Source organism: Rhodococcus sp. WB9 (assembly GCF_007558985.1).
Lineage (GTDB): Bacteria > Actinomycetota > Actinomycetes > Mycobacteriales > Mycobacteriaceae > Rhodococcus_F > Rhodococcus_F opacus.
Map to the genome: position 1 here is coordinate 4,383,849 of NZ_CP041769.1, position 14,956 is coordinate 4,398,804.

The 14,956-nt window shown below is 65.8% G+C and carries 13 protein-coding genes and 4 pseudogenes; 5 read left to right on the top strand and 12 right to left on the bottom strand.

Going from position 1 to position 14,956, the window contains the following annotated elements; genetic code table 11:
- Positions 1 to 52 precede the first annotated feature (52 nt).
- From FND50_RS20235 to FND50_RS20245, 3 genes and pseudogenes are all read left to right on the top strand, one after another.
- Positions 53 to 989 (top strand): annotated as a pseudogene (locus tag FND50_RS20235) (GlxA family transcriptional regulator).
- Between the two features lie 149 nt (positions 990 to 1,138).
- Positions 1,139 to 1,796, top strand: a pseudogene (locus FND50_RS20240) (HD domain-containing protein).
- Between the two features lie 381 nt (positions 1,797 to 2,177).
- Positions 2,178 to 3,191: an alcohol dehydrogenase catalytic domain-containing protein gene (locus FND50_RS20245; RefSeq protein WP_144286861.1), complete on the top strand. Its 1,014-nt coding sequence runs from the start codon at positions 2,178 to 2,180 to the stop codon at positions 3,189 to 3,191.
- A 30-nt stretch (positions 3,192 to 3,221) separates the two neighbouring features.
- Here FND50_RS20245 and FND50_RS20250 read toward each other — a convergent pair whose 3' ends face one another.
- Entirely contained in the window at positions 3,222 to 3,653 is a 432-nt protein-coding gene (locus FND50_RS20250; protein WP_037202753.1) for a DUF5313 family protein, read from the bottom strand.
- A gap of 50 nt (positions 3,654 to 3,703) precedes the next feature.
- Positions 3,704 to 4,180 (bottom strand): MarR family winged helix-turn-helix transcriptional regulator, encoded by a 477-nt coding sequence (locus tag FND50_RS20255; RefSeq protein WP_005571768.1) that lies wholly within the window; start codon positions 4,178 to 4,180, stop codon positions 3,704 to 3,706.
- A gap of 72 nt (positions 4,181 to 4,252) precedes the next feature.
- On the opposite strand from FND50_RS20255, the pseudogene FND50_RS20260 reads away from it, so the two are divergent.
- A pseudogene (locus tag FND50_RS20260) lies at positions 4,253 to 4,927 on the top strand (nitrite/sulfite reductase); the annotation flags it as partial.
- 76 nt (positions 4,928 to 5,003) lie between these two features.
- Here the strand turns inward: FND50_RS20260 and FND50_RS20265 are convergent.
- The 4 genes from FND50_RS20265 to FND50_RS37820 form a co-directional block, all read right to left on the bottom strand.
- Complete coding sequence (locus tag FND50_RS20265) at positions 5,004 to 5,330, bottom strand: ANTAR domain-containing protein (RefSeq protein ID WP_005571774.1); 327 nt, start codon at positions 5,328 to 5,330, stop codon at positions 5,004 to 5,006.
- Between the two features lie 175 nt (positions 5,331 to 5,505).
- Positions 5,506 to 5,646: a hypothetical protein gene (locus tag FND50_RS36480; protein WP_260850552.1), complete on the bottom strand. Its 141-nt coding sequence runs from the start codon at positions 5,644 to 5,646 to the stop codon at positions 5,506 to 5,508.
- A complete protein-coding gene (locus FND50_RS36485; RefSeq protein WP_222105579.1) occupies positions 5,640 to 5,984 on the bottom strand; it encodes a class I SAM-dependent methyltransferase in 345 nt (114 codons plus the stop codon). The genes FND50_RS36480 and FND50_RS36485 overlap by 7 nt, the downstream gene beginning before the upstream one ends.
- Positions 5,981 to 6,079 (bottom strand): hypothetical protein, encoded by a 99-nt coding sequence (locus FND50_RS37820; RefSeq protein WP_397492199.1) that lies wholly within the window; start codon positions 6,077 to 6,079, stop codon positions 5,981 to 5,983. The genes FND50_RS36485 and FND50_RS37820 overlap by 4 nt, the downstream gene beginning before the upstream one ends.
- Before the next feature lie 176 nt (positions 6,080 to 6,255).
- Between FND50_RS37820 and FND50_RS20275 the strand changes: the two genes are divergently transcribed.
- The gene (locus FND50_RS20275) at positions 6,256 to 6,714 is read left to right on the top strand and encodes a hypothetical protein (protein WP_144286862.1); all 459 of its coding nucleotides are present in this window, start codon (positions 6,256 to 6,258) and stop codon (positions 6,712 to 6,714) included.
- A gap of 50 nt (positions 6,715 to 6,764) precedes the next feature.
- On the opposite strand, the gene uvrA is transcribed toward FND50_RS20275, so the two are convergent.
- The 6 genes and pseudogenes from uvrA to FND50_RS37825 form a co-directional block, all read right to left on the bottom strand.
- Complete coding sequence (gene uvrA / locus FND50_RS20280) at positions 6,765 to 9,302, bottom strand: excinuclease ABC subunit UvrA (protein WP_144286863.1); 2,538 nt, start codon at positions 9,300 to 9,302, stop codon at positions 6,765 to 6,767.
- 123 nt (positions 9,303 to 9,425) lie between these two features.
- A complete protein-coding gene (locus FND50_RS20285; RefSeq protein ID WP_397494206.1) occupies positions 9,426 to 11,606 on the bottom strand; it encodes a thiamine pyrophosphate-dependent enzyme in 2,181 nt (726 codons plus the stop codon).
- Positions 11,607 to 11,708: 102 nt separating this feature from the next.
- On the bottom strand, positions 11,709 to 12,875 hold the full coding sequence (locus FND50_RS20290; RefSeq protein WP_144286865.1) for an FAD-binding oxidoreductase: 1,167 nt from the start codon (positions 12,873 to 12,875) through the stop codon (positions 11,709 to 11,711).
- 157 nt (positions 12,876 to 13,032) lie between these two features.
- Complete coding sequence (locus tag FND50_RS20295; RefSeq protein WP_144286866.1) at positions 13,033 to 14,172, bottom strand: Glu/Leu/Phe/Val dehydrogenase; 1,140 nt, start codon at positions 14,170 to 14,172, stop codon at positions 13,033 to 13,035.
- A 35-nt stretch (positions 14,173 to 14,207) separates the two neighbouring features.
- Positions 14,208 to 14,579, bottom strand: a pseudogene (locus FND50_RS20300) (aldehyde dehydrogenase family protein); the annotation flags it as partial.
- A gap of 65 nt (positions 14,580 to 14,644) precedes the next feature.
- Complete coding sequence (locus FND50_RS37825; RefSeq protein WP_144286867.1) at positions 14,645 to 14,914, bottom strand: transposase; 270 nt, start codon at positions 14,912 to 14,914, stop codon at positions 14,645 to 14,647.
- Between the last annotated feature and the right edge of the window lie 42 nt (positions 14,915 to 14,956).

Below are 14,956 nucleotides of genomic sequence, written 5' to 3' on the forward strand. Positions count from 1 at the left end.
AAGGGTCCGAGCAGGCGGGCCGTTGAAAGCATCAGGCGAGGAAGATGAGCTCATGGATGTGACCCACCGTGTCGGCGTGCTCGTGTTCGACGGCGTGAAGATGCTCGACGTCGCCGGTCCATCCGAGGTCTTCACGGAGGCCAATCGACTCGGCGCCACGTACGAGTTGGTGCTGTGCTCGGTCGGGGCGGTCGACGTGACCGCGTCCACCGGGATGCGGATTTCCGTCGATGTCGATGCCGCGGACACAGGTCGTCTGTCGACCGCGCTGGTGATGGGCGGCGACCGATTTCCGTCGACGCCGGTGAGCCCGGAACTCGCGGGTGCGGCCACCACTCTGGCCGCCAAGGCCGACCGGATGGCCTCGATCTGCACCGGTGCGTTCATCCTGGCGGCGGCCGGGCTCCTCGACGGTAGACGCGCGACCACGCACTGGCAGCACGCCGTCACCCTCGCGCGCGGATATCCCCGGATCACTGTGGAACCCGACGCAATCTTCGTCGAGGACGGCACCATCTTCTCCTCGGCAGGTGTCACCGCAGGCATCGACTTGGCCCTGGCTTTCGTCGAACGCGATCACGGCAACGACCTGGCACGAACCGCCGCCCAATCGCTCGTGGTGTTCCTGCAGCGACCGGGCGGTCAGTCCCAGTTCTCCCCCAGCCTGCGCGGGCCGCGGCCACGCACCGGACAGCTCCGCGAGGTGGTCGATGCCGTGGCCGCGGACCCCGCCGGTGACCACTCCATCACTCGGCTCGCCGCGCGCCAACGTCAGTCCCCGGCACCTGACCAGGCTGTTCCACGACGAGTTGGGTACCACACCGGCCAAGTACGTCGAACTGATCCGATTCGACACCGCAAAAGCCATGCTTGATGCAGGACACACCGTGACTTCCGCGGCGCAACACAGCGGATTCGGCAGCCCGGAGACGTTGCGACGCAGTTTCATCCAGCATCTCGGGGTCTCTCCACGGGCGTATCGGCAGTGATTTCACTCCACCCGCCGAAAGCAGCCGACAGGCCATGTCCCGATCTGTGCGGAAGGGTCCGAAATACCGGTTTTCGTCGCGGTCGACAATGTAACTGTGAAGTAGATCAGCCGCACCTGCCGACCAGAACTTCCGGAAGCGAGAAACGTATGACCGACACCATCGCAGGCATCGACATTCCCGACACCACCCTGGCTACCGAGGCAACGGAACTGGTGCGGGAGGCCGCGAACCCGTTGATCTACCACCACTCCCGGCGCGTACTCCTGTTCGGTTCACTCCGAGCGAGACACCAGAAACTCACGTCGATCCTGAACTCTCACGTTCGATCCTGAACTGTTGTACGTCGCGGCCATGTTCCACGACCTCGGCCTCACGACGAAATACCGGCGAACGGATCAGCGATTCGAGATCGACGGCGCCGACGAGGCCCGCAACTTCCTCCGCTCCCACGGAATCGGTGAAGACGCGGCAGACACGGTGTGGACGAGCATCGCACTCCACACCACTCCCGAGATTCCACTGCATACGGCCCCGGAGATCACGCTACTTACCCGCGTCGTCGAACTCGACGTGCTCGGAATCGGCTACGACGCCATCACCGACGCGGAACGCGCCGCCGTCGTTGCATCCCACCCGCGGCCGGACTTCAAGGACGAGATCCTCGCTGCCTTCACGGACGGACTCCACGATCGCCCGGACACCACATTCGGCAACGTGAAAGCCGATGTCCTGGCACACTTCGTTCCCGGCTTCGTCCGGGGTGACTTCGTGGGTGCGATCCTGAATTCCGCGTGGTCCGAATGACTTCCGTCGCTGCGCTCGACACTCGATGCGTCCGCACAGCCAGGCGCACGCGAAACCGTCAGCTCTCGGCGGTGCCGATTGCAATGATGAATTGCGCCGACTATCCATAGATTTCACGTGGTCTAGATTTGTCGGTCCGCCGAGGTGCAATGACTGACGAGTCCGCGGCAGCTCGCCTACTCGCTTCGCCTGTCCGTAACGCGCAATGCTCGTTCGACGACTTTCATCGGTCGTGCCGGCAGTTGTCCGATAGTCCAGCTTCGAGTCCGGCAGACTTAGCCGATGGGTCGGACCCCGTCAACCCTTGTCAGGAGCTCAGCTGAGGGGCTTGACTGAAACGTAGGTCTCGATCGCCCAAGATGACAGACAGGGAGGATGCATATGCCAACCCATCAGGCAGTTCACGTCCAGGCCCCCGGCGAACCGCTGACACTCGTCGACGTCGAAACAGGGTCGCCCCCGCGCGACCACGTACGTATCGCGGTGTCGGCGTGCGGAGTGTGCGGCACCGACCACGCCTTCGTCAACGGCGCGTTCCCGGACATGTCCTGGCCCCTGACACCTGGACACGAGATTGCCGGAACCATTGCCGAACTCGGCGACGGCGTCGACCACTACGCCGTCGGCGACCGTGTCGCTGTGGGTTGGTTCGGAGGGCACTGCAACCAGTGCATCCCCTGCCGCAAGGGCTCCTTCATTCATTGCGAGAAGTTGCAGGTGCCGAGCTGGCAGTACCCCGGCGGATACGCCGAGTCGGTGATCGTTCCAGCAAATGCGCTGGCCCGGATTCCGAACGAGCTGTCCTTCGCGGAAGCAGCACCCATGAGTTGCGCCGGGGTCACCACGTTCGACGCGCTGCGCAAAACCAGGGCCGTCCCGGGCGACCGCGTCGCCATCCTCGGCATCGGCGGACTCGGCCACCTCGGTGTGCAGTTCGCCCGGGCGATGGGTTTCGAGACGATCGCCATCGCCCGCGGCGCCGACAAAGGCGACGACGCCCGTCAGCTCGGCGCCCACCACTACATCGATTCCACCGCCGGCGACGTCAGCGAAGCGTTGCAGGCTCTCGGTGGCGTGTCCGTGGTTCTGGGGACCGCGGCGAACTCGAAAGCGATGGGTGATGTGGTCGGTGGGCTGCTTCCGCTCGGCGAACTCATGGTCGTCGGTGTCACGCCCGACCCACTGCCGATCAGTCCTCTACAGCTGATCACTCCCGGCGTCGATGTCACCGGCCACCCGTCCGGCACCGCCCGCGACGTCGAAGAGACGATGCACTTCGCGGTCCTGTCAGGCGTGCGCGCCCGAATCGAGGAACGGCACCTGACTCGAGCGGCGGAGGCCTATGCAGCGATGGAGGAAGGTCGGGCACGCTATCGCATGGTCCTCACCATGTGACCATTCTCGGCATCGGTTGATCGACTGTCTTCAGCGGGGTTCGTTGCCACTCCGCCGCTCGATGCCCCAGGTGCCGGAAGGTCCGTGGAGCTTCTCGTACGCCGCCTTTTCGGCGTCGTGACGGGACGCCTTCCTCGGGTTCTCCAGATCGGGCGGCAGTCCGTGCCTCTCGAGGCGTCGAGATCGGTTCTGCGCCATGTACGACACCGCGTAGAACACGGCGAGTAGCACTCCGAGCAGGACCATGGAGGCGCGCAGTCCGAGCGGTCCCGGGAACAGGAAGAACGCGGCGAAGACCGGAACGAACGGGACCATGCTGCGAATGAGGTGCCGAGGAACCGCCCAGTCACCGACCAGGTCGTTGCGGACCCAGTCCTGCATCGAGTCGGGAAGTTTGCGGCCTACCGCGTAGCCCAGCCACTGTATGGGGCCGGGCCGGGTTCGTTGCGTGTTTCGCGACATGACAACTACCTGTTCACGTTGCACTGAAGTCGAATTCGACATGATTGTCCTCATTGATCGAGCGCGCCCGCTCTGAGCGCAGCCTGATTGACGCGAGTGAGAACGTCGTGGAGTTCTTCGAGTTCGGCCAGGCCGACCCCGAGCTTCTCGATCACGGCGGGCGGAATCTTCTCGGCTTCCGCACGTAGCGCAGCACCGGCTTCGGTCAGCTCGACATCCAGTTGCCTCTCGTCGGCCCGGCTGCGGGTGCGCGTGATCAGTCCAGACGCCTCGAGGCGCTTCAGGAGCGGCGAGAGGGTGGGTGAATCGAGTTGCAGCGCGGTCCCGATCTCCTTGACCGCCATCGGGGCCTTTCCCCAGAGAGCGAGCATGACCAGATACTGCGGATGCGTCAGCCCCATCGGTTCGAGCAGGGGGCGGTAGACGGCGAGAACCGCCCGGTTCGCGATCGCGAGCGCGAAACATACCTGCCGGTCGAGAGCGAGTAGATCGTCGCCGGCCTTCTCCTGCTCAATGTCTGCGGTCATGCCACCAGGCTACCAGAATGATTCGTGCAATAACTAATATTGCACGAATCATTCTGGGGACAGTCGGCGATCCTCGGTATCCAGCGTCAGAAGAACGGTCTCAACGCCGTCGGGATCGCACCCGTCGTGGGCAGGGTCGGCGGCACCGCGCTGACCGACTTGGCACGAGCAGCGGAAGCATCCGGATCCCGGCGGGTCCGCATCACCCCGATGCAGAAACTCGTCATCCTCGATGTGCCCGACGAACAGGTCGGCTCACTTCGATCGAGTCTCGACGCTCTCGGGTTCCCGTCGAGCCAGTCACCGTGGCGACGGAGCACCATGGCCTGCACGGGCATCGAATTCTGCAAGTTCGCGATCGTCGAGACCAAGGCGCGAGCCGCCGCACTCATCACAGACGTCGAGAAGCGATTGGCCGACGTCCAGGATCAGCTGGAGCACCCGATCACAGTGCACCTCAATGGGTGCCCCAACTCCTGCGCCCGCATCCTGGTCGCCGACATCGGCCTCGAGGGCATGATCGTGACCGATGACGATTCCAACCAGGTCGAGGGATTCCAGGTTCATCTCGCCGGCCGCCTCGGGCTGGATACGAGCTTCGGGCGCAAATTGCGCAGCCACAAGCTTCCAGCCACCGAGGTGCCCGACTACGTCGAGCGGATCGTTCGACGGTACGTGGCCGACCGCGAGGGCTCCGAGAAATTCGCGGCCTGGGTCCAACGCGCCACTGAAGCCGATCTCGCATAATCGCGGCTGAGACCAGACCTCCCGGAGCGCCCGTCAGTCGAGGTCCGCTACTTGCCGGCGTCGGTGAGGGGTCGCGTCAACTCGCCTGCGCGTGTCGGCGGGGAGGAAGCTGGTTGACCAACTGCTCCCACTCTTCGAATCGGGCGGCTTCGGGCGAGCGCAGACGGGGCGAGGGTCCGGCGGCGAGGTCTACCAGGCTCCGGGCAGCGCCGAGGACGGTCAGATGATGACGCCGGGCGACGTCGAGGAGTTCGTCGAAAGCCTGGGCGTCACTGCAGCCGCGACCGGCGATCAGGATTCCCTTCGCCGTGCCGAGAAGTTCACGTCCGTCGGGACGCCTACGAGGGATCAGGCGTGTCGGGCCGGGAGTCGGAGTCAGTAGTTCGGTGCTGTCCTCGATCATTCCGCGATGCTCCTTCGCTCTCGTGCATCGACCGCCGACCCGCCGGTGTGCCGACGATCCAGTCCGGACGCAAAATGTGAGTCACGTCACTGTCGATGCCTCAACATTTCTAGCCGACGGCGCCGCGCCTGTCATCTAGACAAATGTCCAGCTGTGCCGTCACATGACAAAGCGCTCAGGTAATGGCCACCAACAGGTCTTCTCCATTCGACGGGCGCAGGCCGTCGGATCGATCGGCGAAGTAGCGCTCGGCGAGTGAAGTTCCCGCCACATGCTGCGCGGCGTCGAAGTCGGCCTCGCAGGCCAGGGTCAGCATTTCCGGCGGGGTGTAGAAACTGACGAACGGTGTTCCGGCCGCCCGCGCACCGCTCTCGGACGCCCGGAATCCGTGGCGATCGGCGTCGTCGAGAAGTTCGGTCGCAAAAGGAACGTCATCGCCGGCGTCGAGCCGGCAGCGAGACCGGCGAGCTGGCGCAGGGTGGCCGCGGTGGCGTCTTTCGTGAGGTACATCGTGACGCCGGTCGAGACGACGACCGCAGGCAGCCGAGAATCGAAGCCCGCTGCAGCCAGCCGCTCCGACCAGGACTCGCTCGCCTCGAAGTCGACCGGCACCAACCGCAGCCAGTCGGGAACGCCGAAGCCCAGCTCGATCAACCGGTTCCGCTTCCAGGCTTGGGGCCGGGTTGGTCGACCTCGAAGACCCGGATGCGGGAGGCGATCTCCGGCCTACGCTGGGCAAAGGTGCCCAAGCCCGCCCCCAGGATGACGTATCGGACGACACCGCGGCCTGCTGTCCGGTCCGTACGTCTGCTCGCCTGCCGTCGCCATGACGTTCTCGCTCCTCACGGTCAGTTCTCGAGCATCCGATGCCACGCCCAGCTAACGCCCGCCGTTCCCAGCGTATATGCCTCGTATGAAACGTTCAGTGAAGCGAGCCACCGGCCTGCTCACGGCTACAGCAGCCGCTCTCCTCGCGTTCGCAACACCTGCGCAGGCAGACTCCCCCACCCCCGTCTACTTCCGTGTGGGGAACTTCAACTGCTCGATCGCACCCGACGACCGCGTGGGATGCGATCTGCCACAACCATTGCCGATGGACTTCCCGATCCTCGGCGAGTTCGGACTGCCGTGGCTGGGACCCGTCCAGCACGTCGTCATCGACCTTCCCTGGCTTCCCGCTCACCCCACGTACCCGCCCGGCACCCCGTTCACCCTGCCCGGCGGCAACCCCGACATCTCCGAGGTGGCCGCCAGCCAGAGCATGTACCAGAAAACGATCACCCACGGGGGAACCACCTGTCTTGCAGGGTTCATGGGAGACGTCACCTGCACCGCCAAGGGACACAGCTTCGTCGTCACCGTCTACGGAATCCACGCCCACTGAACCGGTAGCACACGAACCGGATACCGACTTCGTCGCTCACATGCGCACCCTCACACGGCGAGATGCCGAGCGAGATAGGCTGCGGTGGCCGAGCCGGCCGTCTCGGCAACGACCGTCGGTGGTCCCGAGGCGATGATCCGGCCGCCGTTGTCTCCCCCGCCGGGCCCGAGATCGATCATCCAGTCCGCCGAGGCAATGACCGGCATGTCGTGTTCGACGAGTACGACGGTATTTCCCGCCGCGACGAGCCGTCGCAACACCACCATGAGGCGATCGACGTCGGCAGGGTGCAATCCGGTGGTCGGTTCGTCGAGTACGTAGAGCGTGTGCCCGGATCGGAGGCGCTGCAGCTCGTTGGCGAGTTTGACGCGTTGCGCCTCCCCGCCGGACAGGGTGGTGGCGGATTGGCCGAGCCGCAGATATCCGAGACCGACTTCGACAAGCATGTCAAGGCTTTTCGGCGCCGCCGGGACGTGACTCAGGAAAGCACGGGCGTCGTCGACCGTCATCGCGAGGACGTCGGCGATCGTCCGGCCTTCGACGAGGACCTCGAGGGTCTCCGCGTTGTACCGTGCGCCCGCGCAGGCCGGGCACGGTGCGGAGGCCTCGGGCAGAAACAGCATGCCGATGGTGATCGAACCGGCTCCCTCGCATTCCTCGCAACGGCCGCCACTGACATTGAATGAGAATCGGCCCGGACTGTATCCGCGTTCTCGGGCAACGGGGTGTGCGGCGAAGAGTTTCCGGATCACATCGAAGAGACCGGTGTAGGTGGCAAGATTCGAGCGCGGAGTTCGCCCGATCGGGGTCTGGTCCACGCGCACCAACCGGTTGATGTGTCCCAGCCCGTGAGCGGCCACGACCGTCGGCTCGGCGTTCTTCTCGCGCTCCTCGGCCAGTACGACCGTGGAGTCGTCGGCGTCTTCTCCCCCGGTGTCGGCGCCGGGTTCGCTGTCGACGCCGAGGTGTTGGGCGACGACGTCGGTCAGCACACGGCTCACCAGTGTGGATTTGCCCGATCCGGACACACCCGTGACCGCGGTGAGCACCCCGAGCGGGATTCGCACGGTCAGATCCCGCAGGTTGTGCATCGTGATGCCGGCGAGTTCGATCCACCTGCTCGGCGGTCCGGGCTCGGGGTAACTCTCGGCGGTTCCGAAAAGGTATCGGCGAGTCACGGATTCGGGGACGTGCGCGAGACCGTCCACCTCACCGCTGTAGAGCACCCGCCCACCGTGCTCCCCGGCTCCGGGACCGACGTCGACGATCCAATCTGCCGCGCGGACGACGTCGAGGTTGTGTTCGATGACGAAGACGGAGTTACCTGCCGCGCGTAGCCGCCGCACGGCGGTGACCAGCGCCTCGGTGTCGGCGGGATGCAGGCCCGCGGACTGTTCGTCGAGGACGTACAACACTCCGAACAGACCCGATTGCAGCTGGGTGGCCAGCCGCAGGCGCTGAAGTTCGCCCGGCGAGAGAGTGGTGGTCGAACGGGCGAGACTCAGGTATCCCAGCCCGAGCTCGGTCAGACCCGCGAGGCGGCCGCGAAGGTTGTCTACCAGCGCCGCGGATGCTCGTTCGGTTGCGTCGCTTGCGGCGGAATCGCGGGATACGACGACGGCGTCGAGGACCGAGGCCAGATCGGCCAGTGACAGTTCCGTGGCGTCGGCTATGTCCAGGCCGGCGAACCGGACGGCCAGCGCCTCGGGGCGCAGCCGTTTGCCGTTGCAGGCACTGCAGGGCCGGGACACCAGATATCGGGCGACCTTCGCCCGCTGGGTTGCGCTCTTCGTCGTCGCGTAGGTGTGCAGAACGTAGGTGCGGGCGCTCGAGAACGTTCTCTGGTAGTCGCGCACCATCTTGCCCGGGTCGCGCACGGGTGACACCGTGACCGTGGGTTGTTCCTCGGTCGTGAGGATCCACTCACGCTGGTCTTCCGGGAGCTCGGACCAGGGGCGGTCCACGTCGATACCGAGTGTGTCGAGGATGTCGCGGTAGTTCTTGCCCAGCCAGGCGCCGGGCCAGGCGGCGACGGCACCGCCGCGGATACTTCGGCTCGGGTCCGGCACCAGGGCATCGATATCGACGTCGTGGGTGCGTCCGAGTCCGTGGCAGGCTGGGCATCCGCCTTCGGGTGTGTTGGGCGAGAAGGCGTTCGAGTCGAGGACGGGGGCACCCGGCGGGTAGGTACCGACTCGGGAGAACAGCATCCGCAGCACGTTCGAGATATGGGTGAGGGTGCCGACCGACGATCGGGCGGAGGTGTGACCGCGGGCCTGCTGCAAGGCAACCGCTGGTGGAAGCCCGGTGATGTCCCCAACCCTGGGCGCTCCGATCTGATCCATCAGCCGGCGTGCGTACGGGGTGACGGACTCGAGGAACCGCCGTTGCGCTTCGGCGTAAATGGTGCCGAAGGCCAACGACGACTTGCCCGAACCCGAGACTCCGGTGAACGCGACGATGCAGTCCCGGGGAATGACCACATCGACGTGGGCGAGGTTGTGTTCGCTGGCGTCGAACACTGCGATGCCGTTGAAGTCCTGGGCACGTCGCGCTGCAGCCTGCGGTGCGGGATCGAAGGTGGGCACAACTGCTCCCGGTGTCGGTTCGTGCTCGGTTACGTCCCAGTCTTACTCGAGGGGTGGAACCATGTGTACTGGCGCCGCTCTCTCGGCGAGAGTCCGCCCCGGATTCCGGCCCGACCAATGCCATCAGCTCACCTGTGCCAACTTGATCGCCGCGGCCTCGATGGTGTCTTCGGAGAGCAGGACCTCGAGGGCGGCATCGCCGAGCGGGATGAAACTGTACTCACTGGCTACTCGCGCGAGACGACCGGTGAAACCGTCGTCGATCAGGGCGGTGACGACTCCCTCCGCCACGCCCCCGGAAGATCGGGTTTCGTCGACGACGAGCACGCGTCCGGTGGCGTTCGCCTCTCGGAGGATGTCGTGCACGGGTAGCGGTGCGAGCCACCGCATGTCCACCACACGCGCAGCGATGTGCGCCTTCTCGAGCCGGCGCGCGACCCGCAGACTCATCCGGACCCCGTTGCCGAACGTGACGATCGTCAGGTCGGTACCGTCACCGTACGTGCGGGCGGAGCCGATCGGCACGTGATTCTCGGCCCGCTTCACCGGATCCGGATACGCGGCCAGCCACTGCTCGTCACCGTCCTCGTACAGATCCCGGGTGTGATACAGCGCAATCGGTTCCAGATACACACACACCGCCCCCGCGGTCCGCGCGGCCGCCGCGCACGTGTGCATCATGGCCGCGGCGTCGTCGGGGCGAGCCGGGGAGGCCACGACGATGCCGGGGATGTCACGCAACGCGGCGACGGCATTGTCGTTGTGGAAATGCCCACCGAACCCCTTCTGATACCCGTACCCCGCGACCCGCACCACCATCGGATTGCGGTACTGACGGTCGGAGAAGAACTGCAACGTCGCACCCTCCCCGCGGATCTGATCGGCGGCATTGTGCAGATACGCCAGGTACTGGATCTCCGGGATCGGCAACAACCCGGACACCCCCGCGCCCAGCGCCAGTCCCAGGATTGCCTGCTCGTCGAGAAGCGTGTCGAACACGCGCGCCGACCCCGCCCCCTTCATCAAACCCCGCGTCACCCCGTAGACCCCGCCCTTGCGGGCGACGTCCTCACCGAACACCAGCGACTCGGGATACTCGATGAGAACATCGAGCAGGGCGCGGTTGAGCGAGAGGGCGAGAGTCAGTAGGCCCTCGTCTGCGGGCAGTGGGCTGCCGACGATCTGGGCGCGGCGGGCCGGGTAGGTCCGTCGTGGTTCGGCGGCCTTCGCCTCGTCGAGTCCCTCGGTCAGTGGCCGCATCACTGCGGCGGGAGTGTCGAGCTGCGGCAGCTCGCTGACTTCCTGCGCGAGCGCGGCTACCTCGGCGCGCTTGTTGTCGTAGAGCGCGAGGATGTCGTTGGGGCTCAGGTGCCCTCGCTCGATCAGCAGCTTCGCCGTGCACAGCAACGGATCCCGGTCGAAGTCTGCGATGATCTCGCTCGTGGTGCGATAGGCGGTCTCGAAGTCGGAGCCGGCGTGGCCCATCAATCGCACGGTGCGCAGGTGCAGGAAGGCCGGCTTGCGGTGCCTGCGAACCCAGTCGGCGGCATGCTTCGCGGTGGCGTAGGCCATCGGGAGGTCGGATCCATCGACCGTGAAGTACTCGAGACCTTCACGGTTGCCGAAGTTCGCGCAGATCCATCCCTTCGGCGTCTTGGTGCTGATGCCGATGCCGTTGTCTTCGCAGACGAACAACATCGGAAGCGGAAGTCCCTGGAAGGCCGAGTGGATGGCGGTGTTGATCGCCCCGATCGCGGTCGAGTGGTTCGCCGAGGCGTCGCCGAAACTGCATACCGCGATCGCGTCCTCGGGCCACGCGGAGAGCACGTTCAGTTTGGCGGCGCGGGCGATGGAGAAGGCGACGCCGACCGCGCGGGGCAGGTGAGATGCGATCGTCGAGGTCTGGGGAATGATATTGAGGTCGTGGCGGCCGAACACCTTGTGCCGGCCGCCGGACATCGGCTCCTCGGTGGCGGCGACGACGCCGAGAAGAACATCGCGCAGCGGGTTGCTGCCCCGGACCTGCCGGGCGCGTTCGAGGAAGAAACCACCGGAACGATAGTGCAGCAGTGCCGGATCGGTCGGGCGGAGGGCTCCCGCGACGACGGCGTTGCCTTCGTGCCCGGACGAGCCGATCGTGTAGAAGCCCTTGCCCTTCGCGCGAAGCCGTCGGGCAACCAGATCCAGGTGCCGACTGCCCAATTGAGAATCGAACAGGTCCAGGGTTTGCTGCACGGACAGCCTCGACGCTGCCTCGACGGGCTGGTCGTGATCGCTCGCTCCCGGACGTGTGGTGTCGGCCATCGCGGCGAAGGTGGTGGTGAAGTAGTCATCGATCTGTTCGGCCATGAATCCGGCTCCTGAGGGGCAGGTGATCGTCGTCTGCTGGGCGGTGCAACGGGTGGGTCAGACGATGTTTGTCTCGCCTGCGCCGATACCTGCCTGCGCGAAACGGTCCAGGGCGAACGAGCTGATGTCGTATCCGGGCTCTTTGCCGTGGTAGAGGTCGCGCACGATCTCACCGGTCGCCGGGCCCATCAGGAAGCCGTGGCCGGAGTATCCGGTGGCGATGAGCAGGCCCTCGACCTCGGTGGAGCGGTCGATGATCTGGTTGCGGTCGGGGGTGACCTCGTAGAGGCCGGCCCAACCGGTGCTGATGCCGTAGTCCAGTACGGCCGGCACCCGGGTCTCGGCGATGGCGCCCAGTCCCATCAGCCAGTCCTCGAGTTCGAACTTGAGGTTGAACCCCTCGCGCTCGTTCGGGTCGGACCAGCCCAGAAGCAGGCCTATGCCTTCCGGGTGGAAGTAGAAGTTCGACGGGAAGTCGATGGTCAGCGACGGCGAGGATGCGGGCAACTCGGACAGCGGCTCGGTGAAGGCGATCTGTCGACGGACGGGAACGACGGGGATGTTCACCCCGAGCATGTTGCCGATGCCGGCCGACCAGGCTCCGGCGGCGCAGACCACGGTGTCGGTCTTGATGCGTTCGTGTTCGGTCACGACTGCGGTAATGGTGCCGCCGGTGCTCTCGATGTCGGTGACCGCGCAGTGGCGGACGATGCGGGCGCCGTGTCGACGGGCAACGGCGGCGTATCCCATCACGACCGATTCGGGGGTGGCCTTGCCGTCTTGGGGTGACCAGGAGGCGGCGAGGAGTCCGTCCGTGCTGATGAGCGGCGAGATCTTCTGTGCTTCTTCGGGGGTGACCATGCGGCTCGCAACGCCGTGGCGGTTCTGCAGTGCGACGCTTTCGGTGAAGATGTCGACGTTGGCCTGGTCCGAGAGGAGATAGAGGTAGCCGTCGCGGCTGAAGTCGATCTCCTGGTGGTACTCCTGCGCGAATCGCGAATACACGTCGAGGCCGCGCAGACCGATCGCGATGTTGGCTTCGTTGCTGAAGGAGGCGCGAACACCGCCGGCGGCCTTGCACGTCGACCCGCTGGCCAACTCGTCCTTTTCCAGGAGGACGACATCGGAGACCCCCGATTCGGCGAGGTGGAACGCAATGCTGGCGCCGATGACGCCGCCGCCGATCACGACGACGGACGCCTGTTCGGGGAGTTCCTTGCTCATGTCGTCCTCTTCTTTCCTTCGAGAGTAGTGATGTAATGCCCTACCGGTTTCGGAGACACCCGACGAACGACCAGGTCGATGCATTTGCCTGAATGAATGGGGCGCGCCCGCTGACCGGAGTGGGCCACACAGTTGCGCGTGGTTGGTGCCGAACCTTCTAGAACGCGGCGGTTTGCGGGGCACGCCCGCGGAGCACCATGGCTTCGCGCACGCGCTCCTGGGCGGTGGTGCGGGCCACCTCGTGGGTGGTCCGCCCCTGCACCTTCGACGCGTCGAGGGTGTCGATGGTGCTGGCGCGCAGCTTGTTCGAGATGTTGTCGAACATGGCAGCCGGTTCGAGACGGATTCCGGAGTAGCGAGCGTCCATCGCCACGGCTGCGGCAACCACACCGCCGGCGTTGGCGATGAAATCCGGAACCACGGTCACGCCGCGGTCGAACAGCACCGACTGTGCCTCGGGGCTGCTCGGCAGGTTCGCGCCTTCGACGACGATCTTGGCCGGCAACGTCCGGGCGAGATCGGCGTCAATGACGTCCTGTAGCGCTGCCGGGATCAGGATGTCCGCGGTCACCGAGAGTTCTTCCCCGGCAGCGAGAGGCTTGGCGTCGGAGTAGTGGTCGACGAGTCCGTCACCGTACTGGTCACGCAGGTCGAGCAAGGTGGCGACGTCGAGCCCGTCCGGGTTGTGGATGCCGCCCTGCGAGGTGGACACAGCGACGACGGTGGCCCCGAGTTCGGCGACGCGCTTCGCGCTCGCCGCTCCGAAGCCCTGGATGGACACGCTCAGCGAACCGGTGGACAGGCCGAGAGCTTGCGCAGCGGCGTCCGCCGACTCCGCGACACCGTGGCCGGTGACCCCGAGCTGGTCGTACGGGAGCCCGCCGAGCGCGTGGGGGGTGCCCACCGCGCCGCCACGACCGCCGACCTCGTCGAGCATGATCGCGGCGTCCTTCTCGGTCAATCCCACATCGAGCCCGAAAACGTACTCGTCGGGGACCTCGTTGCGCAGTGCCCGGACGAAGGCACGCAGCACCGCTTCCTTGGAGGAGGCAGTCGGGTCGGCCCAGATGCCGGCTTTGGCGCCGCCGTAGAAGAGATCGACCCCCGCCCACTTCCAGGTCATGTTGCGGGCCAGCCTGGCGACCTCGCCGACACTGACCGTGGTGGACATGCGGGTGCCGCCCTTGCCCATTCCGCGGGCGGTGTTGTCGATCACCAGAACGCCGCGCATGCCGGTGCGTGCATCGGAGACACACACGACCTTCTCCGGGCCCCATTCGTCGATCAATTCGAACATCGTCGTTGCTCCTCGTGCGATTCGAAAGGGGGATGTCAGCCGAAGTTGACGCCCTGAGCCAGGGGCAGCTCGCGGGAGTAGTTGATGGTGTTGGTTGCCCGGCGCATGTAGGCGCGCCAAGCGTCCGAGCCGGATTCGCGGCCGCCGCCGGTGGTCTTCTCGCCGCCGAATGCGCCGCCGATCTCGGCGCCGGACGTGCCGATGTTGACGTTGACGATGCCGCAGTCCGAACCGTCGGCGGCGATGAACCGCTCGGCCTCACGCTGGTCGGTGGTGAAGATCGACGACGACAGGCCCTGCGGGACGTCGTTGTGCAGGGCGATCGCCTCCTCGAACGTGTTGTAGGTCAGCACGTAGAGGATCGGGGCGAAGGTTTCGTCCTTGACGATCTCGCTCTGGGCCGGCACTCCGCCCGGGCCAACCAACCACCCTTGCGCGCCATCGGATGGCGGTCGGCGCCGGCTCCGGAGGGTTATGTACGACCAGGGCGCTGCGGTGGGCAGGGCGTGGACGCGATGAGGGAAGGCGACCGCACCCTCAACTTCGCCATCCATGTCGTCGTGATGAGCCAAGCCAGGGTCCCCGGCAACGAGGGCGAGCCGGGACTGTCGGTGCGGTGCCGGTATACGCGAACGCGGGCTCGGTGGGGAAAACGATAGGGGTCACCGGTGCGGGCGAGGATGCGCCCAGCCATGATCGGTCCGACCCCGCGGATTGTTCTGCAGGGTCGAACCGTATTCATCGAGAACGGTCTATCGATTTCGGATCCGAGTCTCTACATGGA